This is a genomic window from Micromonospora qiuiae, assembly GCF_016863555.1.
GTDB lineage: Bacteria > Actinomycetota > Actinomycetes > Mycobacteriales > Micromonosporaceae > Micromonospora > Micromonospora qiuiae.
This window is the reverse complement of the sequence record NZ_BOPC01000023.1, coordinates 108520-130133: the sequence shown is the minus strand read 5'-3', so window position 1 is coordinate 130133 and position 21614 is coordinate 108520. Positions and strand designations below refer to the sequence as shown.

General features: G+C 73.6%; 17 protein-coding genes. 7 read left to right on the top strand and 10 right to left on the bottom strand.

Translation table 11 applies throughout. From position 1 onward, the window contains the following. Positions 1-55: 55 nt before the first annotated feature. From Vqi01_RS09345 to Vqi01_RS09335, 3 genes are all read right to left on the bottom strand, one after another. Positions 56-2935, bottom strand: a complete 2880-nt coding sequence (locus Vqi01_RS09345) for an AfsR/SARP family transcriptional regulator (RefSeq protein WP_204034266.1) — start codon at positions 2933-2935, stop codon at positions 56-58. Positions 2936-3233: 298 nt separating this feature from the next. After that, a complete protein-coding gene (locus Vqi01_RS09340; RefSeq protein ID WP_204034265.1) occupies positions 3234-4067 on the bottom strand; it encodes a nitroreductase/quinone reductase family protein in 834 nt (277 codons plus the stop codon). A 290-nt stretch (positions 4068-4357) separates the two neighbouring features. Beyond that, positions 4358-4831: a DnaJ family domain-containing protein gene (locus tag Vqi01_RS09335; RefSeq protein WP_239098280.1), complete on the bottom strand. Its 474-nt coding sequence runs from the start codon at positions 4829-4831 to the stop codon at positions 4358-4360. A 124-nt stretch (positions 4832-4955) separates the two neighbouring features. Between Vqi01_RS09335 and Vqi01_RS09330 the strand changes: the two genes are divergently transcribed. Further along, positions 4956-5606: a LysE family translocator gene (locus tag Vqi01_RS09330; RefSeq protein WP_204034261.1), complete on the top strand. Its 651-nt coding sequence runs from the start codon at positions 4956-4958 to the stop codon at positions 5604-5606. 6 nt (positions 5607-5612) lie between these two features. On the opposite strand, the gene Vqi01_RS09325 is transcribed toward Vqi01_RS09330, so the two are convergent. Then, positions 5613-7646: a beta-galactosidase gene (locus Vqi01_RS09325; RefSeq protein ID WP_204034260.1), complete on the bottom strand. Its 2034-nt coding sequence runs from the start codon at positions 7644-7646 to the stop codon at positions 5613-5615. 467 nt (positions 7647-8113) lie between these two features. Here Vqi01_RS09325 and Vqi01_RS09320 point away from each other — a divergent pair, with 467 nt between their 5' ends. From Vqi01_RS09320 to Vqi01_RS09295, 6 genes are all read left to right on the top strand, one after another. Then, the gene (locus Vqi01_RS09320) at positions 8114-9334 is read left to right on the top strand and encodes an ROK family transcriptional regulator (protein WP_239098279.1); all 1221 of its coding nucleotides are present in this window, start codon (positions 8114-8116) and stop codon (positions 9332-9334) included. Positions 9335-9532: 198 nt separating this feature from the next. Further along, on the top strand, positions 9533-11974 hold the full coding sequence (locus Vqi01_RS09315) for a glycoside hydrolase family 3 C-terminal domain-containing protein (protein WP_204034258.1): 2442 nt from the start codon (positions 9533-9535) through the stop codon (positions 11972-11974). Then, positions 11971-13026, top strand: a complete 1056-nt coding sequence (locus Vqi01_RS09310) for a LacI family DNA-binding transcriptional regulator (protein WP_204034257.1) — start codon at positions 11971-11973, stop codon at positions 13024-13026. The genes Vqi01_RS09315 and Vqi01_RS09310 overlap by 4 nt, the downstream gene beginning before the upstream one ends. A gap of 68 nt (positions 13027-13094) precedes the next feature. Continuing rightward, a complete protein-coding gene (locus tag Vqi01_RS09305) occupies positions 13095-14183 on the top strand; it encodes a coiled-coil domain-containing protein (RefSeq protein ID WP_204034256.1) in 1089 nt (362 codons plus the stop codon). Between the two features lie 125 nt (positions 14184-14308). Beyond that, positions 14309-14902 carry a pyridoxamine 5'-phosphate oxidase family protein gene (locus tag Vqi01_RS09300; RefSeq protein ID WP_204034255.1) on the top strand — a complete coding sequence of 198 codons (594 nt, stop codon included), beginning with the start codon at positions 14309-14311 and terminating at the stop codon, positions 14900-14902. 229 nt (positions 14903-15131) lie between these two features. After that, positions 15132-15473 (top strand): RNA polymerase-binding protein RbpA, encoded by a 342-nt coding sequence (locus Vqi01_RS09295; RefSeq protein WP_007460094.1) that lies wholly within the window; start codon positions 15132-15134, stop codon positions 15471-15473. Between the two features lie 58 nt (positions 15474-15531). Here Vqi01_RS09295 and Vqi01_RS09290 read toward each other — a convergent pair whose 3' ends face one another. From Vqi01_RS09290 to kamE, 6 genes are all read right to left on the bottom strand, one after another. Continuing rightward, positions 15532-16074 carry an FxsA family protein gene (locus Vqi01_RS09290; protein ID WP_204034253.1) on the bottom strand — a complete coding sequence of 181 codons (543 nt, stop codon included), beginning with the start codon at positions 16072-16074 and terminating at the stop codon, positions 15532-15534. An 89-nt stretch (positions 16075-16163) separates the two neighbouring features. Beyond that, positions 16164-16964 (bottom strand): polyprenol monophosphomannose synthase, encoded by an 801-nt coding sequence (locus Vqi01_RS09285; protein ID WP_204034252.1) that lies wholly within the window; start codon positions 16962-16964, stop codon positions 16164-16166. A 44-nt stretch (positions 16965-17008) separates the two neighbouring features. Then, positions 17009-18619 carry an apolipoprotein N-acyltransferase gene (lnt, locus tag Vqi01_RS09280; RefSeq protein ID WP_239098284.1) on the bottom strand — a complete coding sequence of 537 codons (1611 nt, stop codon included), beginning with the start codon at positions 18617-18619 and terminating at the stop codon, positions 17009-17011. 491 nt (positions 18620-19110) lie between these two features. Beyond that, positions 19111-20442: a glutamate mutase L gene (locus Vqi01_RS09275; RefSeq protein ID WP_204034251.1), complete on the bottom strand. Its 1332-nt coding sequence runs from the start codon at positions 20440-20442 to the stop codon at positions 19111-19113. Then, complete coding sequence (kal, locus tag Vqi01_RS09270) at positions 20439-20831, bottom strand: 3-aminobutyryl-CoA ammonia lyase (RefSeq protein WP_204034250.1); 393 nt, start codon at positions 20829-20831, stop codon at positions 20439-20441. Before kal ends, Vqi01_RS09275 begins: the two co-directional genes overlap by 4 nt. Continuing rightward, positions 20828-21583: a lysine 5,6-aminomutase subunit beta gene (gene kamE / locus Vqi01_RS09265; protein WP_204034248.1), complete on the bottom strand. Its 756-nt coding sequence runs from the start codon at positions 21581-21583 to the stop codon at positions 20828-20830. The genes kal and kamE overlap by 4 nt, the downstream gene beginning before the upstream one ends. Between the last annotated feature and the right edge of the window lie 31 nt (positions 21584-21614).

Genomic DNA, 21614 nt, shown 5'->3' with positions numbered 1-21614 from the left:
GCAGGGCACACCAGCGCCGGTCCATTGACGAAGACGGCCATGCGCGGCGGGGCGTTCAACGCGCTGTCCACCGCACAGCCGTGACGCGGCCCCGGGGCCACGCGGCGACCACGCCGTTCGAGGCGCTGCGCCGGGTGGCGACCCTCGCCTGCACGGCAGCGAGCTTGTCCCGCAACTGCTGGGCCTCCGGGTGCGCTATCTCCGTGAGAATCCGCAGGGCGCGCAACCAGCAACGCTTGGCGGCCTCGTGGTCGCCGAGGGCCTGGCGGGTGTCGCCGAGGTGCCGCAGCGTCTCCGCCTCGTTGTAGCGGTGGCCGAGTTCGCGGTTGAGTTTCAGCGCCCGGCCATAGCAGCGGGCCGCCCACCGGTAGTGGCCGAGATGGTGATGGGCGAAGCCGAGCGTGTCCCAACTGTTCGCCTCACCGGTCAGGTCACCGAGCCGGCGTTGCAGGGCCACCGCCTGCTGGCAGTGACGCACCGCCTGCTGATGATCGCCGAGCATGGCGTGGTCCCAGCCGAGCGCGTTGAGCGCCCGAGCCTCCCCTGCCTGATGTCCGTTGTCGCGGAAGAGCCGCAGCGCCCGCTCGTCGTGGCGTAACGCAACCGCCTGGTCCCCTTCCTTCTCGCTCAACCAGCCCAGTGTCAGCAGGGTGTGTGCCTGGCCGACCCGGTCGGCGAGCTCCTCCAGCAGTGCCAGAGCGCGCTCCAGGTGCATCCGCGCCAACCCGAACCGGCCGGTCTCGCTGTAGGCGGGGACGATGTCCCGATGGGCCTGCGCCTGCGCCGCCCGGTCACCGTCCCGCTCGGCGGCGGCCAACGCGCCCTCCTGCACGGCGATCAGGTCCGCCCAGTTGCCCCGCCGGCTGAGAAAGGTGGTCAGCGCCCACGCCAGTTGCCGGACGTGCCGGTCGAAGCCGTGCCGGGCAGCCAACTCGACCACCCGCATGAGCACTGGGCTTTCCTCGGTGAACCAGGCCAACGCCTGCGTGTTGTCCGATGGGCTGTCCGGGCGTACGCCCGCCTCCGCGGCGGGCAGCACGAGTTGGTCCCGCAGCGGGGACAGTCGCGCATCGGCGGAACAGGCGCTGTGCAGGTAGTGGTCCAACATCCGGTGCAGCGCGGCGCGGCGTACCTGGGCAGGCTCCGACTCGACCAGTTCCGTCGCGTACGCCCGCAACAGGTCATGGCAGGTGTATCTGCCGGGGACCCGCTCCACCAACAGCTGCATCCGGTGCAGTTCGCCGAGGATGGGACGCACCTGCCGCTCCGGCAGCGCGGCGAGGCTGGCGGCGGCCCGCACCGAGATCTCCGGCCCGGGATGCAGCCCGAGCAGGCGGAACAGCCGCGCCGCCGGCTCGCCGAGCGCCCGGTACGACCAGGAGAACACCGACCGCAGGTCAGTGGCGGGGTCTCCGCTGCCGGCGAAGCCGTCGAGGCTGCCCTGCAGTTCAGCCAGTTCCCGGTCCAGCGCGGCCAGCGGGAACCCGGGCTGGGCCGCCGCGCGGGCCGCCACGATCGCCAACGCCAGCGGCAGCCCGGAACACCGCTCGACGATCCCCTGCACCGGCGTCGGCTCGGCCAGCACCCGGCTGTCGCTGAGTCGGCTCGCCAGCAACTCTCGGGCCTCGGCGGCGGTGAGCAGGTCGAGCGTGACCGGGCGGGCACCCTCGACCGCCACCAGGCCGGACAGTTGCTGTCGGCTGGTCACCACCACGGCGCATCCGGGGACACCGGGCAACAGCGGGCGCACCTGCTCGGCGTCGCGCGCGTTGTCCAGCACGATCAGCATCCGCCGGCCGGACACCAAGCTGCGGTACATGCTGGCCTGCGCCTCCAGGTCCGCCGGGACGGATCCGGGCGGCACACCGAGGGCGTCGAGGAAGCCGCGTAGCGCCACCTGCGGTGGCATCGCCTCCACGGCGGGCTCGAAGCCACGCAGGTTCACGTACAACTGCCCGTCGGGGAACCGGTCCAGGTTGTCGTGGGCCCACCGCAACGCCAGCCAGGTCTTGCCGATTCCACCCATCCCTCCGACAGCGGAGATGGCGACCCCGCCTCCCGTGGCGACCTGCTGGTCGACGGCGTCGGTCAGCGCCGCCAACTCTCGGACCCGGCCGGCGAAGTTCGCCGGTGGCGGCGGCAACTGCCGGGGCGTACGGCCGCTGCCCGCAGCCTCAGCTGGCACGGCCGAGGCGGCGAACTCGCGATCGCCGTGCAGGATCCGCAGATGCAGCTCCTGCAGGTCGGCGCCGGGGTCAACGCCCAACACGTCGGCCAGGCGGTGCCGGATCCGCTGGTACTGCTCGAGGGCCTCGGCTTGTCGGCCCGAACGGGACAGCGCCAGCATGAGCTGCCCGGCGAGCCGCTCGTCCAACGGTTGTTCGGCCACCGCGCGCGACAGTTCGGACAGCAGCGTGGAATGCTGGCCACGACGCAGGGCGATATCGGTCCGGTCGCGTTCGGCGGCCAGCCGCGCCTGGTGCAGTGCCGTACGCGACGTGTTGAACCAGGGCGTGTCCAGGCCCGCGAACGGCTCACCCCGCCACAGGCCGAGCGCCTCGTCGAACTGCCGTAGCGCGTGGTTGTCGTCGGCGGTGAGCCGGGCACGTGCGACCAACGCCTGGAAACGGTGCAGATCCACCGCCATGGGATCGACGTGCAACAGGTAGCCGCCCTGCTGCCGCACGATGCCGACATCGTCGGCGCCGCTCAGCGCCCGCCGTAGCCGCGACAGGTAGCTGTAGAGCGTGCCGTGTGCCCGCTGCGGTGGCCGGTCCATCCACACCCGGTCGAGCAGCTGATCGACATGGACGACCTTGTTCGCCTCGACCAGCAGCACCGCCAGCACACATCGCTGACGGACATGACCGAGATCGATCGTATTGCCATCGGTCTCCGCCTCGACATTGCCCAGCAGCCTGAACTGCACGACCATGAGCCCTCGCTGTCCGCCGCTGCCGCCCACCAGCGGACTCAAGCTTTCCACAAGGTCTGCACAAGGGGTATCCGGTAACGGCCGGCACGACAAGGACGCACGGACAAACGCAATCCACGTCGACCGAAATCTGCCTCTGCGATCCATGTTGATCTGCGGATTCAAGGTCTGTGCAAGATTTGCGAAGGGCGCAAGAGCGACGCTGATTCCACCGGGCAGCACGAACGCCGGGATCACGGGTTGGACGGGGGGTCGGCGGGCGGGCAGAGCAACTCGGGCCCGCCCGCCGGCAGCGGTGTCAGCCCACGCCGTCGAGCACCGGGATCAGCTGCTCCTCCTCGTACGCCAGATGCGCCTCCAGGTCGGCGACGAGCCGTGCGACCTGCGCGCGGACCTGGTCCCGGTCGGCGCTGCCGGCGTTGACCGTCTGCTGGAGTTGCGCCACCAGTTCGGCGACACGCCGATGCTCCCCCCGCAGTCGGTCCAGCACCGGCGCCAGGTCCGGGCGTTGCGCGCCGATGCCGGCGAACATGCCCGCGTCCTCGTGGCGATGATGCTCCGTCAGGCCGCCGCACAGCGTCAGGCAGTTCACCCGCAGCTGGGCGCCGAGGCCGGGACCGGAGCGGTCGACCTCGTCCCGGATCAGGGCCAGCTCCCGCCGGAACGCGTCGTGGATCATTTTCAGCGCCGCGCCCCGCGAGGACGCCTCGGGCGGCCCGCCGGCCTGCTGGTGAAGGGCCACCACCGGGATGACCCGGGACGTCCTCGCCTGATAGTCGGCCCAGCGGGGGTCGGCCTGTACGGCGCGGGCGAAGAGCCGGTCGCGTTCGGCGCCGGTGAGCACCTCGGCGCGGGCCGGGTAGGTGAACGTTCCGTCCTCGACGGTGACCTGCGGGTCGGCGACCAGGTTGCGGTACCACTGCGGGTGCCGGTCCGCGCCGGCGGCGGAGGCGATCACCAGGATCCGCTGGCCGCCGTCGGGCAGGTAGGCGACCGGGGTAGTGTGCCTGGTGCCGCTGCGCGCCCCGGTGGTGGTGAGCAGGATCAGGCGTGCCCCCTCGAACGGGCCGCCCACCCGGCCGGCGTTGGCCCGGAACTCGTCGATGATCTGCTGGTTGAAGTCGTTCGGCATGCTCTGCTTTCTGCGCTGGCAGGAATCGGCCACAGTGGAGGACGCCGGTGGCCGCGGCGAGAAGCGCGCTGCAGGCACAACGCGCTGGGGAACAGAGGCGCGCTGCAGGCAGCGCGCGGGAAAACAGCAGCAGGCGCCTGGCGCAGGCGCGCAGGGAGATGGCAGAAAGCGGTGGGCCGCGGGCCCGCGCCCGGCTCACCGGCGGGCCGGGTGTCCCGTCCGCTCGTGGCCCATGGCCGACCCGGCAGTCACCCCATGGATCTTAGTCGTGACCCGCCGGCACGACAACGTCAGACGGTGCGGCGGCGGCGGAATGGAAACCACCCACGCCGGTGCGCCCGCGACGGCGTGGCGGGCGCCGACGACGCGCTGGCGGTGGTGGTGCTCCGGTCGGCCCGCCAGCGCGCGACGACCGTGTCGGCGTTGACCGGACGCACCGCGACCCGAGGGCCGGACGGGTTGCGCAGCCACGCCATCACCTGCGCGTTCAGCTCGGCGACGCAGGCCCGTACGGCCTGCTCGGTCGGCAGGTCGCGGACCTCGTCGGGCAGGCGCTCGATGCGGCGGCGCAGCAGCAGCGGGGTGGGTAGCAGCAGGTCACCGGGCACCTGCTCACGCTCCAGGAAACTCTTGATCCACCAGGACTCGTCGTAGGGCAGACCCCGGCCGGGAATCGGCTTGCCGGCGCCGGGCAGGTTGTCGAACTCACCGCGTTCCTGCGCCGAGCGGATCTGCGCCTCGACCGACGCCTCCCAGCTGTGCACCTCGCCACCTCCCGAGCCCACCGTAACGCGACCGTCGCCTGCCCGGAGCACAGCGTCACCGTCGCCGCGGGCATTCCCCCGCTGTCGTAGGCTCGCGGAGAACGCGTAACGGGGTGGTGCAGACATGGTGAGTACGGCAGGCGTCGTCGGGATCGCGTTGGTCGCGCTGGGCATGGTGCTGACGCCGGGGCCGAACATGGTCTACCTGGTGTCGCGGTCGGTGACCCAGGGGCGGCGGGCCGGGTTGATCTCGTTGCTCGGGGTCGCGGCGGGCTTCGCCGTCTATCTGGGCGCCGCGGTGGCCGGCATCGCCACCGTGTTCGTGCTGGTGCCGACGCTGTACACGGCGGTGAAACTGGCCGGGGCGGCGTACCTGCTGTGGCTGGCCTGGCAGGCGGTCCGTCCGGGCGGGCACTCGCCGTTCACCCCGGCGCCGCTGCCGCCGGACCCGGCTCGGCGGCTGTTCACCATGGGCCTGGTCACCAACCTGCTCAACCCGAAGATCGCGATCCTGTACGTGTCGCTGCTGCCGCAGTTCATCGACCCGGAGCGGGGCAACGTGGCAGCGCAGAGTCTGCTGCTGGGGCTGACCCAGATCGCGGTGGCGTTGACGGTGAACACGCTGATCGTGCTGGCCGCCGGCGGGATCGCCGGATTCTTCGGGCGGCGACCGCTGTGGTTGCGGGTGCAGCGGGTGGTGATGGGTACGGTGCTGGCCGCGCTGGCGGTGCGCATCGCCGCCGACCGTTCCCGCGCCGCGGTCGCCGCCGGCTGACGGAGATCACCCGGTGTGCTCGCGCAGCACGGCGACGCCGCCGGGCGGCAGGGCCACCACCTGGTCGACGGTGGCCGCGGTGAGCAGTTCCACGCCCCGCGCGGCGACGCGTTGTGCCCGGTCGGTGTGGTTGAGCAGGAACAGCCAGCTGTGCTGCCCGGCGCGGCGCCGCACCGCCTCCACGCCGTCGGGCGCGCCGACGCAGACGGGTCTGACGCCGGCGGCGCGTGCCGCGTCGGCCAGCAGCCGCCGGTACGTGTGCTCGTCGGGTCGGGTGGACAGGTACCACGCGGTCCCGGCGCCGTAGCGGTGGCGGGTGACGGCGGGCCGGCCGTCGAGCAGCCCACCGGCGTACGCGGTGACCACCTGCGCTCCGGCCGGGCGCAGCGTCTCAGCCCAGATCCGCCCGGTGCCGCCGTCGGCGAGGGTGACCTGCTCCTCGTCGGCCAGCGGGTGGAACTCCTCGGCCCGCACGCCGAGCACGTCGCGTAACGCGCCCGGGTAGCCGCCGAGGCGCACCCGGGCGTGCTCGTCGGCGACCCCGCTGAGGTACGTGGCCAGCAGGTGGCCGCCGCCGTGCACGTAGTCGTGTATCCAGCCGGCGGTGGTGTCGTCGGTCAGGTAGAGGGCGGGCAGCACGAGCAGGCGGTACCCGTCGAGGGGGTCGCCGGGCACGACCACGTCGCAGCCGTAGCCGGCGTGCCACAGCCCTCGGTGGGCGGCGGCGGCCTCCTCGTGGTGGTCCAACCGGCGGGAGGGCAGGCCGGGGTGGCGCAGCGCCCAGCCGCTGGCGGCGTCGACGGCGAGCGCCACGGACGCCTCGACGGTTCCGCGTACCTCGGCGAGCCGGTGCAGCGCCGCGCCGAGTTCGACGGCCTCGCGGAACACCCGGCTGTCCGGTCCGGCGTGCGGCACCAGGGCGGAGTGGAAGCGTTCGGCGCCGCCGGTGGGGGCCCGCCACTGGAAGAACATCGCCCCGTGTGAGCCGCGGGCGACGTGGGCGAGGCTGTGCCGCAGCATCCGTCCGGGTTCCTTGGTGTGCATCCGCCCGGCGGTGTGGATCTGGTTGGGGGCGCTCTCCATCAGCAGCCACGCCGGTGCGGGTGCGTCGCCGCGGCCGGCGGCCGCCGCCGGGTCGCGACCTCGGGTGGCGGCGTGCCGGGCCCAGCCGCGGGCCAGGTCGCCGACCAGGGCGGTCTGCTCCTCGGCGCCGATGTCCACCGCCGACGGGTAGTGGTCCACGGCGACCAGATCCACCTCGGCGGCCCAGCGGGCGTGGTCGACCGGCACCCAGTCGCCGAGCACGAAGTTGGTGGTGACCGGCAGCCGCGGGTTGGCCGCGCGCAGCAGGTCGCGCTGCTCGGCGTACGCGCTGCGCAGGGTGTCCGACCAGAAGCGGCGGAAGTCCAGCAGGTGGCCGGGGTTGGCCAGGTACTGGGTGGCCCGGGGGGTGCTGATCTGCGCCCAGTCGGTGTAGTGCTGGCTCCAGAAGCTGGTGACCCAGGCGTCGTTGAGGCTGTCCAGGTCGCCGTGGCGGGCGACCAGCCAGCGGCGGAACGCGGTCGCGGTGTGCTCGCAGTGGCAGGTGGTGCCGTACTCGTTGTGCACGCGCCATCCGGCGAGCGCCGGGTGGTGGGCGTACCGGTCGGCGAGGGCGCCGGCGATGCGTCGGGCGGCGGCCCGGTAGGCGGGCGCGGCGGCGCAGTAGGTGTCCCGGCTGCCGTGGTGCAGCCGAACCCCGTCGGCGGTGACCGGCAGAGCGTCCGGGTGCGCCGCCGAGAACCAGGGCGGCGGGGACGCCGTGGGGGTGGCCAGCGCGACCCGGATGCCGCCGCCGTGCAGCAGGTCGAGCACCTGGTCGAGCCAGTCGAAGGTGTACCGGCCGGGTGCCGGTTCCAGGCGGGACCAGGCGAACACCCCGACGGTGACCAGGTTGACCCGGGCCTGGCGCATCAGCGCGACGTCCTCGGCCCACACCTGCGCCGGCCACTGCTCCGGGTTGTAGTCACCGCCGTAGCAGAGCCGCCCGTCGGTCCACATGCCACCACCGTCCCATTTAGTTGAAGCTCTGTCCAAACTAGGGATGGACTTTGCCCATGTCAACGCCGCCGGCACTTTCGGAATCGACGTCTTTCGTTGACAGCTCGTTGGGTAGTTAAAGAAACTGGCGGCACCGCCGGAAGGCCTCGTCGAGGAGACGCCCATGCCGTACCGACCGCCGTCGGTGCCCTACGAATCCTTCGTCGCCGACCCGCACGGTGCGACGTTCAAGGCCAGACCGCGGTGGTGCACGACGTCGACGGCGACACGGTCATCGAGGCGCCCCGCACGGCACCGGCGGCGGGTTTGCGCGGCGGGAATGCCCGGTTACGATTAGTTGGGGGTCCAGCCGAATCAACCGCCCCACCAGGACAGGGCGTGCCGGCGGCCGGGCACCATGATCGGTCCCGCCGCCGCACGCGATGATGAAGGCGCGCCGCGCCGGCGACGCAGGGAGCGGGCAGATCGTGATCAGCATCCACAACGAACCGCAGCCGACCGACCTCGGCGACGTCCGGGTCGCCAACCGCGCGGTGGTCCTGCGGCACGTCCGCCTGCACGCCCCCTGCTCCCGGGCCGACATCGCCGCGCGGACCGGGCTCAACAAGGCAACCGTCTCCAGCCTGGTCAGCGAGCTGATCGACCAGCGGCTGGTCCGCGAGACCGGGCTGACGGAGAACCGGGTCGGCCGGCCGGCGACGATGCTGGTGCTCGACGGCGAGCCGTACGCCGCCCTGGGCCTGCAGATCGGCGTCGACGAGCTGGTCGCCGTGGCGATCGACCTGGCGGGCAACCGGCTGCTCACCTGGCGGCGCGCCTTCACCGCCGCCGCGGTCGGCCCCACCGAGACGATGCGCGCGTTGGCCGCGGTGACCCGCCGCGCGATCGGGCGGGTCACCGCACAGGGCCGCACGGTGCTGGGGCTGACCGTGGGCGTGCCGGGGCTGGTCGACCCGGCCGGCGCGGTGCCGCTGGCCGCCGCCCTGGGCTGGCGGGACGTGCCCGTCGCCGCCGACCTGCGCGCCGCCCTGCGGCAGCCGCCCTTCGCCGTCGGCGTCGACACCGTCGCCAACCTCGCCGCGCTGGCCGAGCAGCGACACGGGACGTACGCGGGCACCGCCGACCTGGTGCACCTGACCGGCGGGCCCACCGTCGGCGCGGGGATCATCGCCGCCGGCCGGCTGCTGCGCGGCGGGCATGGCTTCGCCGGCGAGATCTCCCACCTGTGCCTCGACCCGGCCGGCCCGACCTGCCTCTGCGGGGGCCGCGGCTGCCTCGCCGCGCTGGTCGGGCTGCCCGCGGTGGTGGCCCGGCTGCTGCCCGACGCCACCGCCGACGGCCCGATCACCGACTACCTGCCGGAGCTGGAGCGGATCGTGGCGCTGGCCCGGCAAGGCGACCCGACCGTGCTCAGCGGACTCGCCGAAACCGGCCGGCAGGTCGGGCGGGCCGTGGCGATCCTGGCCGACCTGCTCAACCCGCAGGTGGTGGTGCTGGGCGACCACCTCGCCACCCTGGCGCCCTGGCTGCTGCCGGCGGCCCGGTCGGAGCTGGCCGCGCGCAGCCACGCCCCCGACGCCGGTGGCTGCCGGCTGGACGCCTCCACCCTGACCGCCGCGGCGGCGCTGGGCGGTGCGACCGCCGCGCTGGCCACCGTCGAGGCCGGCCGGCTGCCAGCCTTGACCTGACCGGTCCCGGGTGCCAACCTCGAATCGAGCCGCCCCGTTCGGGCACCCGGGGCGGCTTGCTTTCCGCGGTTTGTCGAAGCGCTTCGCCAGCGTCCGGGCCGACGACCGCCACCCCACCCTGACCTGCGACGCCGCTCGGCCACCCGTCGTCGAAGCGCTTCGACACTCGGCGTGCCGGGCACCGGAAGGCGACTCACCATGACCGACCGCACCACGCCCCACCCCCGGGTCGAGGACCTGTTGGCCCAGCTCACCCTCCCCGAGAAACTCGGCCTGCTGCACCAGTGGCAGGCGGCGGTGCCCCGGCTGGCCCTGCCCGGCTTCCGGACCGGCACCGAAGCGCTGCACGGTGTCGCCTGGCTCGGCCAGGCCACCGTCTTCCCCCAGGTGATCGGCCTGGCCAGCAGCTGGAACCCGGACCTGGTGCGGGCCGTCGGCGCCGCCGTCGGCGACGAGGTACGCGCCAAGCACCACGCCGACCCCGACCGGGTCGGGCTCAACGTGTGGGCGCCGGTGGTCAACCCGCTGCGCGACCCACGCTGGGGACGCAACGAGGAAGGCTGGTCCGAGGACCCGCGACTGACCGGCCGGCTGGCCACCGCGTACGCCCACGGCCTGCGCGGCGACCATCCCGAACGGCTGCGTACCGCCCCCACCGTCAAACACTTCCTCGGCTACAACAACGAGACCGACCGGGCCACCACCTCCAGCGACCTGCCGCCACGGGTGCTGCACGAGTACGAACTGCCGGCGTTCCGCGCCCCCCTCGCGGCCGGCGCGGCGGTCGCCGCGATGGCCTCCTACAACCTGGTCGACGGGGTGCCGGCGCACCTGAGCCCCCTGATCAACAGCGAGTTGCGCCGGTGGGCCCCCGGCGAGGTGCTGGTCGTCGGCGACGCGGGCGCGATCAGCAACATCTCCGGCGTGCAGGGCCACCTGCCCGACCACGTCCACGGCTTCGCCGCCGCGCTGCGCGCCGGAATCGACAGCTTCACCGAGGACGACGCCGACAGCGAACCCACCCGGACCCGACTGGCCGAGGCGCTGCACCAGGGCCTGATCACCACCGACGACGTGGACCGCGCGGTGCGCCGCGTCCTCACCCTCCGGCTGCGCCTGGGTGACCTGGACCCACCACACACCGACCCGTACGCACAGAGCACACCGGAGGTCGTCGACTGCCCGGCGCACCGCGAACTGGCCCGGGAAGCGGCCCGCCAGTCCGTGGTGCTGCTGCACAACACCGGGCTGCTGCCCCTGCCCGCGCAGCCGCGGGTCGCCGTGCTCGGCCCGCTGGCCGACGTGGTGTACGAGGACTGGTACAGCGGCACCCTGCCGTACGCGGTCACCACCTACCAGGGGCTGGCCGAGCGGCTGCCGCAGGTCACCACCCACCCGGGCACCGACCGCGTCGCGCTGCGCGTGGCCGACGGGTACGTCGGCTGCCCCGACGACCCCGACGGCGGCGCGTTGACCGTCGGCGCGGACCCCGCCTGGTTCGACGTCTACGACTGGGGCCGCGACACGGTGGCGCTGCGCGCCGTCGGCAACGGCCGGCACGTCGGCGCCGCCGCCGACGGCACCCTGGTCAACGACCGTCCCGGGCCCGGCGGCTGGGTGGTGCGGGAAACCTTCCAGTTCGACCCGCTGCCCGACGGCACCGTGCTGCTGCGCCACCTGGCCACCGACCGGTACGTCACCGTCGACGGCGACGGCCGGCTGCGGGTCGGCGGGGACGGGCCACAGCCCGGCACCGCCTTCGTCGTCGAACTGGTCGCCGACGGCGCGGCCGCCGCCGCCGCGCTGGCCGCCGCCGCCGACGTGGCGGTGGTGGCGCTGGGCAACCACCCGATGGTGGGCGGCCGCGAGACCGAGGACCGCCTCGACCTGGCCCTACCGGCCCGGCAGGAGGCGATGCTACGCGCCGTGCACGCCGCCAACCCGCACACCGTGCTGGTGCTGACCAGCAGCTACCCGTACGCCATCGGCTGGGCGCAGAAGCACCTGCCGGCGGTGCTGTGGTCGGCGCACGGCGGCCAGGAGCACGGCACCGCGCTGGCCGAGGTGCTGCTCGGCGACGCCGAACCGGGTGGCCGGCTCACCCAGACCTGGTACACCGACGCCGCCGAACTGCCCGACCTGCTCGACTACGATGTGATCGGCGCCGACTCCACCTACCTGTACTACCGGGGCGATCCGCTGTACCCGTTCGGGCACGGACTGTCCTACACCCGCTTCGAATATTCCGGGCTGCGGCTGAGCACGCCGGTGGCGGCCGCCGGCGAGCAGGTCGAGGTGAGCGTGGAGGTCACCAACACCGGCGACCGGGCTGGCGAGGAGGTGGTGCAGCTCTACACCCGCCAACGCCGCTCCCGGGTCAAGCAGCCCCTGCGGCAGCTGCGTGACTTCACCCGGATCACCCTCGCCCCCGGCGAGCGGCAAACCGTCACGCTGCGGCTGGACACCACCGAACTGGCCTGGTGGGACACCGACCGGAACGCCCTGGTGGTGGAGGACGCCACCCACACCGTGCTGGTCGGACGGTCCGCGACCGACGTGCGGCAGGTCGGCGCCGTGACCGTACGCGGCGAACCGGTGCCGCGGCGGCCGCGGCTGCACACCGCGAGCGGGACCCGGTGAGCGGGCGCGGCCGCGTACCGTCCGGCCAACCCACCATCGCCGACGTGGCCCGGCACGCCGGCGTGGCGGTGAGCACCGTGTCGTACGTGCTCAGCGGCAAACGCGCCATCTCCGAGATGACCCGCAGCCGGGTGCTGGCCAGCATCCGGCTGCTCGGCTACCACCCCAACGCCGGGGCCCGCGCGCTGGCCAGCCGGCGGGCCAACGTGATCGCGCTGGTGCTGCCGCTGCGCTCGGGCATCCAGGTGCCGGTGGTGATGCAGTTCGCCACGGCCGTGGTGACCTCCGCCCGCCGTCACGACCACGACGTGCTGCTGCTCACCTCCGACGAGGGGCCGGCGGGGCTGCACCGCATCGCCGCCGGCGCCCTCGTCGACGGGCTGCTGGTGATGGACGTGGAGCTGCACGACGGGCGGGTTCCGCTGCTGCGCGACCTCGGCCGCCCCAGCGTGCTGATCGGTCTGCCCGCCGAGAGCCGCGGCCTGACCTGTGTGGACCTGGACTTCGAACGGGCCGGTCAGGTCTGCGTGGAGCACCTGGCGACGCTCGGCCACCGGCGGGTGGCCCTGCTCGGCGCCCCAGCCGCCGTCTACGACCGCGGCACCGGCTTCGCGCACCGCACCCGCGCCGGTGTGCTGGCCGCCGCCGCCCGCCACGGCGTCCACGCGGTGGCGCTGCCGTGTGAGGAGAACGCCGCCGAGGTGCACCGCCGGGTGGCCGACCTGTTCGCGCGTCACCCCGGCATCACCGGGCTGGTGGTGCAGAACGAGGCGGCGGTGGGGCCGGTGCAGGCGACGCTGGCGGCGCTGGGCCGGCGGATACCGCGCGACGTGTCGGTGGTGGCCGTCTGCCCGGACCAGTTCGCCGAGCACACCAGCCCCCGGCTCACCCGCGTGCCGGTGCCGGCCGATCAGATCGGCCAGCAGGCCGTGTCGTTGCTGATGCGCAAGCTGGGCGACGAACCGGCACCGGAGGTCACGCTGCTGCCACCCCGGTTGACCGTCGGCGACAGCACAGCCGCCGCCGCGACGGTGGACACGTCGCTGCCGTGACCGGGCCGACGCTGACGGCCGGCGACCCGACCGAGGTGCCCTTCTGCGCCGACTAGACTGCGCGTTCGATGGACGCCCAGCCCGCCGCCGACACCCGCCCCTGCGCCCACTGCGGACGCGACGTGCCGCAACGCGCCGGCGCCGGCCGTCCGTTCCGCTACTGCCGGGACAACGACGGCGCCTGCCAGCGGGCCTCCCGCAACAGTCGGATGCGCCACCGCAACGCCCCCGGCCTGCCCGGGCAGGTGGCCCGCACCTGGGAGGCGGTGGACCGGCTCGACCAGATCGTGGCGACGCTGACCGAGGCGCTGCACGCCGAACTGTCCCCGGCCGGTGTGGAGCATCAGCTCGCCCAGATCCGGGCGGAGGCGGCCACGGCGGTGGCGGCGGCGCAGACCGGACGCGACGAGGCCCGCCGCCAGGCCGAGGACGCCACCGCCGCCGCGACCCGGGCCCGCAAGGAAACCGCCGCCGCGCTCGCCGACCGCGACACGGCCCGCGACGACGCCACCCGCGCCGGAGCGCGGGCCGCGGCCGCCGACGAACGCGCCCGGCAGGCCGAAGCGGACCGGGACCAGGCGCGGCGTACCGCCGCCGCCGCCGAGGCGCTGCGGGCACAGGCCGAGACCGATCGGGATCAGGCCCGGAGCCGCTCGGCGACGCTGCAGGCCGACCTGGAGGCCGAACGCCGCCGGTGCGCCGAGCTGACCGCCGAACGCGACGCCGCCCGCGCCGACGTCGCCCGTACCGCCGCCGAGGCTGACCAGCTGCGGGCGGACGGCGCCCGGTGGCGTGCCGCCGCCGACCAGGCTCAGGCGCGACTCGCCGAGTCCCGCTCCGTCGCCGACCAGGCCCGCTCTCAGGTGTCGGCGCTCCAGGCGGAAATCGAGCGAACGCGGAAGCAGGCCGCCGCCGAGCGCGACCGGGCCCAGGCGGCGGCGCGGCAGGCCGCCGCGCAACTGGCCGCCGCGCGGGCCGACCTCGACACGGCGCGCGCGGACCTGGCCGCCGCCGTACACCGGCACGACGAGCTGACCGCACGACTGCGCGCGACCGAATCGGATCGCGACGAGGCCCGTCAACGGGTGGCCCAACTGGCCGGTCAGGTCGCCGACCTCGCCACCGCCCTGACCCGCCCCACCACCCCACCCCGATGAACGTTGATCATGCACTTGTGGTCCCCGCAAAACCGGTGTAGCGGGCGAATCCCCGACCACAACTGCATGATCGCGGCGGTCGACGGACCATGATCGGTGTGGCAGTGATCGGCGATGATGCCGCTATGGGCAAAACGTACGAACGCATCGACGGCCGGCTGCGCACCTTCATCGAGGCGCAGCCGATCTTCTTCACCGCGACCGCTCCACTGGCCGGTAACGGCACCATCAACCTCTCCCCGAAGGGCCTGCGCGGCAGCCTCGCGGTGCTCGACGAGCACACCGTGGCCTACCTGGACTTCGCCGGCAGCAACGCCGAGACCATTGCCCACCTGCGGGAAAACGGCCGCATCACGCTGATGTGGTGCGCCTTCAGCGGCCCGCCGAACATCGTGCGGGTGCACGGCCGGGGCGAACCGGTGTTCCGCGACGATCCCCGCTTCCCGGCCCTGACGGCCCGCTTTGCGGACATCGACCCCACCGCCCACGGCCTGCGGGCGGTCATCGTCGTGCACGCCGAACTGATCCGCGACACCTGCGGCTACGCGGTGCCGTTCATGACCTACGACGCCGACCGGGACCTGCACGCGCGGCGCTTCGCCCGCGAGGACGACGCCTCGCTGGGCGCCTACTTCGCCGGCAAGGACCACATCGCGCGCAGCCTCGACGGCCTGCCCGGGCTGCCGTTGCCGTTGCCGCCGACCCCACGACTCACCTGACGGCGCGGCGGATTCGCGCCGACGGTAATGCCCGCGGCGGCGGCCGGACCGGTTACCATTCCCGCTGGCGGCGACGGTCCGCCGCGCCGACCCCGGCGGACGTACGCCGCGGCCGGCTACCGTTGACAGCACGCGAACACCGCCGCCGTGACACGGCTGCGGGAATGGCCGGGCGGGCACGGACCGTTGCACCGACAGGACCAGCACCACCGAAGAGGGGAAGTCGATCATGGGCGAGCGTATGCTGCGCGGTAGCCGACTGGGCGCGGTCAGCTACGAGTCCGACCGCAACACGGAGCTCGCACCGCGGCAGACCCGCGAGTACCTGTGCGCCAAGGGACACCAGTTCGAGGTGCCGTTCGCTGTCGACGCCGAGGTGCCGACCACCTGGGAATGCAAGTTCGACGGCAGCGTCGCCCGGCTGGTCGACGGCAACGAGCCGGAGCAGAAGAAGGCCAAGCCGCCGCGCACCCACTGGGACATGCTGCTGGAGCGGCGCTCCATCGCCGAACTGGAGGACATCCTCGCCGAACGGCTGCAGGAGGTCCGCACCCGCCGCGGTCGCGCCTGACCCGTACCACCACAGCGCCCTCGGGGACGTTTCCCCGGGGGCGCTGTCGCGTCCACGCTCAGCGGTTACGCGGCTCCACGATCTCACCCTCGATGGCGCCGCCGCCGTCCACCGACGGCTGCCCCGCCCCGGCGGGCCCGCCCGGCGACTCGGGCGGCTCCGGCACGCCTGACGCACCCCGGTACACCCGCACCCGCCGCGGCCCGAACAGGTCACCGGCGGCCATCGACGACATCCGACGCTCCGCGGAACGTTGCACGCCGACCCGAGCCACCCGCCGCACCGGCGGCACCAACAACACCAGCCCCACCACGGCGCTGACCAGCCCCGGAATGGCCAACAGCAGCGCGCCGAGCAGACCCACCAACCCCTCGGTCACCTCGCGGCCCGGCGGCCGGCCGGACCGCGCCGCCTCCCGGAAACCCCGCCACGCCCGAACCCCCTCACGGCGCAACAGCACCAGCCCGAGCAGCGAGGCCGCGAACACCAGCAGCGTCGCCGCGCCGAAGCCGACGGCCCGCCCCACCAGCACGAACACGGCCAACTCCGCGGCCACGGACACCAGCAGGACCAACGGCACGAACCTCAGTGTCCGGCGCATATCACCCCAACCGCCTCACGGCGCCTCGTCGTCCCCGGCTCGCCCGACAGGCGAAGCGTCTACCTACCCCCAGCATGACACGCACCCGCTCACGGCCACCGCGCCCGCCCGACCGTGGCCTCGCGCCAGCCGCGCCGCACCGCCGCACGACGATCGCGTACCGCCCAGCCGGTGATCCGCCACAGCGCCTCGACCACGATCAACGGGCTCATCTTGCTGGCGCCGCGTTCCCGCTCGGCAAAAGTGATCGGCACCTCCACGATCCGCGCCCCGGCCCGATGCGCCAACCGGGACAACTCCACCTGGAACGAGTAGCCCTGCGAACACACCGACTCCAGATCCAACCGATCCAGCACCCTCGCCCGGTAGACCCGGTAACCGCCGGTCGCGTCCGCCACCGGCACACCCAACGCCAGGCGCGCGTACAGGTTGCCGCACCGCGACAACACCAGCCGCCGCAGCGGCCAGTTGAGCAGCCGGGCGCCGCGCGTCCACCGCGACCCGATCACCACGTCGGCGTCGCGGGCGGCGGCCAGCAGGGCCGGCAGATCCTCCGGGGCGTGGGAACCGTCGGCGTCCATCTCCACCACCGCGTCGTAGTCACGCTGCCGCGCCCACGCGAACCCCGCCAGGTACGCCGCGCCGAGACCCTGCTTGCCGCCGCGGTGCAGCACGTGCACCCGCGCGTCGCCGCGGGCGATCTGTGCGGCGACCGCGCCGGTGCCGTCCGGGCTGTTGTCGTCGGCGACGAGGATCTCCACCTGCGGCGCGGCCCGCCGCACCCGCCGCACGATCGCCTCAACGTTGTCGGCCTCGTTGTAGGTGGGAATCACCACCAGGACCCGACCCACCCCGGGCACCACCGCACGGCTGCCGCTGCGCTGCGCCACCGACGCCCCCTCTCGTGCCCGCCGGCCGGTCCGGCCGGTGGACCCTAGCCGGGCTGAACGCCCGCGCGGCGGCGCAGCACGGCCGCACCGGCCAGCGCGACCACGCACAACCCGGCCAGCAGCACCTCCGGCAGCATCCCGACCTGGGTGGCCAACGTGCGCCCCCCGGTCAGCGGCAGCTGCCGCACCACCACCGCGCGGGTGTTGAACCCGGTGGCGTCGCTTACCCGCCCGTCTGCGGTGACGAACCCGGACACGCCGACCGTGGAGGCCATCAACGCCGGCCGCCCGTGCTCCACCGCCCGCAGCCGCACCATGGCCAACTGCTGGCGTGCCTCGGCCACGTCGAAGGTGGCGTTGTTGGTCTGCACCACCAACAGTTGCGCCCCACCGACGACCGTGTCGCGCACCAGCCCGTCGTAGGCGACCTCGAAACAGATCACATCACCGAGCACCACCGCCGGGGTACGCATCACACCCGCTTCGGTGCCGGCCACGAAATCCGCCCGCACCCGGTCGACCTGGTCGCTGACCATCCGCGCGATGCGGCGCAGCGGCACGTACTCGGCGAACGGCACCGGATGCCGCTTGACGTACAGCTGCTCCAGGTCCGGGCCGACGCCCGGATGCCACAGCAGCCCCACGTTGCGCACCTGCCCCCGGCCCGGGCCGGACAACACCGCCCCGACCAGAATCGGCACACCGACCGCGTCCGCGGCGGCCGAGATCCGGGCCCCGGCAGCCGGGTTGCGCAGCGGGTCGATGTCGCTGGAGTTCTCCGGCCACACCACCAGGTCGGGACGAGGCCGGACGCCGGCGGCGACCTCGCCGGCCAACGCGATCGTGGCGTCGACGTGGTTATCGAGCACCGCCTGCCGCTGGGCGTTGAAGTCCAGCCCGAGCCGGGGCACGTTGCCCTGCACGATCGCCACCGTCACGCTCTGGCCGGAACGCGCCCCGGCCACCGGCACCATCAGCCCACCACCGACCACCAGCATGACCGCCGCGACGCAACCGGCCACCGGCACCCACCACCGGCCGACGGCGGCGTCCCGGCGGGCCCGCAGCAGCCACCAGCCGCCGGCCGCCAGCAGCCCGCCGGCCACCGCCACCGCGAACGTGACCAGCGGGGCGCCGCCAAGCGCGGCCAGCCGCAGCAGCGGCGAGTCGTCCTGACCGAACGCCAGCCGACCCCACGGAAACCCGCCGAACGGGGTGCGGTCGCGCAGCGCCTCCTGCCCCACCCACAGCACACCGGTCAGCGCCGGCCACGCCGCCGGAATCCGGTCGGCCAACGGCGACACCCAGGCCGAGGCGGCGCCCAGCAGCGCCAGGTAGCCGGCCTGCAACAACGACAGCAACACCCACGGCAGGTAACCGGTGTGCAGGTTCGTCCACGCCAGCAACGGCGCGAACAGCACCAGACCGGTCAGAAAACCCACACCGGCGCCGACCCGCAGCCGCCGCCGGTGCGTCGCCGCAGCCAGCAACGCCACCCCCACCGGCGCCATCGGCCACCACCCGTACGGCGGGAACGCCACCAGCAGCGCCAGCCCGGAAACCACCGCCATGACCACCGCCACCGGCAGAGGCACCGGCCGGGAAGCCGGCTCAGAACGCCGCGGCGAGGCAGCAGGCCACTGCACGGCCGCCACGGGCGAATCAGGCGCGATCACGCGCCGAAGGCTACCCGCCCACCGGCGGCCACCGCCCCTCAGCCCGCCCCCACGAAGTCGGGGCGCGGCGTACGCCGCGCCCCGATGCTCCCAGGCCCCTCCCGGCCGGTGCGGCGAGAATGGGCACGACGACCTTCGGACCGACCGGACGACGACTGGCTGCCCCCGTCAGGCCGTTGTCTACTGGCCCCGCACCTCACCCTGCCCGAACACCGGTAACCGCGGCCCGGTTCGCGCCGCCCCGCCGACCCCCGCCCGCTGGACCTGGCCGCCGCGACCAAAATGCACCTGTCGCTCGGCCAGCGGACGAAGGGACGAAGCGAACAACGGCCGCTTCCCGTGGTAGGACTCAAAGACGGTACGTGGCCCACCCCCGACCTTGTCAACCCACCCCCGACGAGTCGCCGCGCCACCCCGGCGTGTCGCACCGTCCGCGCCCCACCCCACCACCGGCCGGAACCCCCCGCCACTCAACCCAGCAGCGGACGCAGCAACGCCCGCGCCGCCACCGGATGCGCGACGGCGAGCAACCCGGCCGCCGCCAACACGTAGTCCACATCCACCACCGGCCGCGCCGCCCGCGGCAACGCCCACCCCCCGCCGTGGTCGGCCAACACCGCGTCCAGCACCCCCGCCGCGTCGTTGTGCCGGGCGTGCCGCAACACCCCACCCGAACCGACCAACAACCGCACGTCCCGCAAATCCCGCCCGGCCCGCTCCCCGGTGCCCACCCCGCGGGCATGCCGACGCACCGCCACCGTCGCCGCCAACGCCGCGATCCGCGCGTCCACCGCCCGCGCGGCGGCGTCGGCCGGCAGAAACCCGGGATCGGCGGCGCGGACCGCCGCCGCAGCCACCAAAGCGTCCTCCTCCCCCGCCGCGACGAGACGCTCCTCGACAGCCGCCCGCACCACCCCCGAAGCGCTCCACCGCACCCCCAGATCCCCCTCGACGGTCCGCGCCCGCCACAGCGCGCCGGCCACCTCCCGACCCGGCCCGCCGGCCCGCTCGTCCGGAGTCAACACCGAGTACACGTCCGTGGTGGCCCCACCCACATCGACCACCACCAGGTCACCGCCGACCACCTCGGCGAGCACCTCCACCCCGGTCAACACCGCGTCCGGCGTCGCCGCCCGCACCAGCCGGGCAAACCGGCCACCGGACGACAGCCGCTTACCACCGATGACGTGCCGCAGAAACACCTGCCGGATCGCCGAACGCGCCGACAGCGGCGCCAGCAGCCCGATGCGGGGCAGCACGTTGTCGGCCACCGTCACCGGCACCCCCGCCCCGACCAACAAAGCGTGCAACTCGTCACGGACGTCGACGTTGCCGGCCAGCACCACCGGCACCCGCCAGCGGGCCCGCGCCAGCCGCGTCGCGTTGTGGACGAGCGTGTCGGCGTCCCCACCGTCGGTGCCACCCACCAACAGCACCACATCCGGACGGGCCGCCCGCAACGCGGCCAACTCCGCCCGACCCAGCCGCCCCGCCGCCACGTGCACCACATCCGCCCCCGCCGACAGACCCACCCGCCGACCCGCCCGCGCCGTCACCAACGGCTCGTAGCCGATCACCGCCAGCCGCAGCCCACCCCCGGCCGACGAACACACATACCACGGCACGTCCCGCACCCCCGGCCCCGGCCACGCGGCACCCACCGCGGCGTCCAGGCCGTGCAGCACATCCGAACCCACCGTGGTCGGCACCGCCGCCGCCGCGACCAGCCCACCACCGTCGAGATCCACCACCGCCACCTTCGTGTACGTGGAACCGACGTCGGCGCAGACCGCCACGCTCACGCCGACGCGGGCACGACCACCGTGCCGGTGGCGGTCACCGCCACGATCGGCGGATCCAGAACCTCCGCAGCCGACCCACCCCCCGGCGGGCGGCCCCGGCAGACAACCCGGGCCTCGAAGTCCATGGTGCGGCTGCGGCTGCCCACCCGCGTCACCGTCGCCGCCACCTCCACCACATCACCGGCCCGCACCGGCGCCTTGAACTGCACCTCCGAATAGGACGCGAACAGCCCCTCGTCACCGTCGGTACGGATACACACCTCCGTGGCCACATCCCCGAACAACCCCAGCACGTACGCCCCGTCAACCAGGCTCCCCGCATAGTGCGCGTGCCCATACGGCACATACCGCCGATGCGTCACCGTCACACCCAACCGTGGATCGCTCATGCCACCCTTGCCTTCTTGTTCGTCACCAACGCGTGGACCAGATACGACGCCACCTCACCCGGCGTCGTACCCCGACCGAAAATCCGATCCACCCCCAACTCGGCGGCCTGCGACTCGTCGAACCGCGGCCCACCCACCACCAGCAGCGGCCGCCGCCCCACCGGCATCGCCTCCCGGAACGCCGCCGACATCTCCCGCGTGTTGTGCAGATGCGCGTCCCGCTGCGTCACCACCTGCGACACCAGCACCGCGTCGGCCCGCTCCACACGCGCTGCCTCCACCAACTCCGGCACACTCACCTGCGCACCCAAATTGGTGATCTTCAACTCCCGGTAATACTCCAGGCCCTTCTCCCCCGCCACGCCCTTCACGTTCAGAATCGCGTCGATGCCCACGGTGTGCGCGTCCGTGCCGATACACGCCCCCACCACCGACAACTTGCGCCGCAACTGCCGCTTGACCAGCGCGTTGACCTCCCTGGCCGACAGCAGCGGATAATCGCGCTCCACCACCCGCACCGCCGACAGGTCCACCAGATGATTCACCCGCCCATACACCACAAAGAAGGTGAACCCCTCGCCCATCGGCTTGGCGTGCACCAACAACGCCGGGTCGATGCCCATCTTGTTCGCCAACTGGACCGCCGCGCCCTCGGCCCGCTTGTCGTGCGGCACCGGCAACGTGAACGACACCTGCACCATCCCGTCACCGGTGGTGTCCCCGTACGGCCGCACGATCCTCTTCCCCGTCATACCGTGCTGGCTGGGCATGCCCCCCTCGCTT

Bases quoted from the DNA above. Each gene is read 5' to 3' on its own strand.
- Vqi01_RS09345 (WP_204034266.1), bottom strand. From the start codon at position 2,935: ATGGTCGTGCAGTTCAGGCTGCTGGGCAATGTCGAGGCGGAGACCGAT.
- Vqi01_RS09340 (WP_204034265.1), bottom strand. From the start codon at position 4,067: ATGCCGAACGACTTCAACCAGCAGATCATCGACGAGTTCCGGGCCAAC.
- Vqi01_RS09330 (WP_204034261.1), top strand. From the start codon at position 4,956: ATGGTGAGTACGGCAGGCGTCGTCGGGATCGCGTTGGTCGCGCTGGGC.
- Vqi01_RS09325 (WP_204034260.1), bottom strand. From the start codon at position 7,646: ATGTGGACCGACGGGCGGCTCTGCTACGGCGGTGACTACAACCCGGAG.
- Vqi01_RS09315 (WP_204034258.1), top strand. From the start codon at position 9,533: ATGACCGACCGCACCACGCCCCACCCCCGGGTCGAGGACCTGTTGGCC.
- Vqi01_RS09305 (WP_204034256.1), top strand. From the start codon at position 13,095: ATGGACGCCCAGCCCGCCGCCGACACCCGCCCCTGCGCCCACTGCGGA.
- Vqi01_RS09300 (WP_204034255.1), top strand. From the start codon at position 14,309: ATGGGCAAAACGTACGAACGCATCGACGGCCGGCTGCGCACCTTCATC.
- Vqi01_RS09295 (WP_007460094.1), top strand. From the start codon at position 15,132: ATGGGCGAGCGTATGCTGCGCGGTAGCCGACTGGGCGCGGTCAGCTAC.
- Vqi01_RS09290 (WP_204034253.1), bottom strand. From the start codon at position 16,074: ATGCGCCGGACACTGAGGTTCGTGCCGTTGGTCCTGCTGGTGTCCGTG.
- kal (WP_204034250.1), bottom strand. From the start codon at position 20,831: ATGAGCGATCCACGGTTGGGTGTGACGGTGACGCATCGGCGGTATGTG.
- kamE (WP_204034248.1), bottom strand. From the start codon at position 21,583: ATGACGGGGAAGAGGATCGTGCGGCCGTACGGGGACACCACCGGTGAC.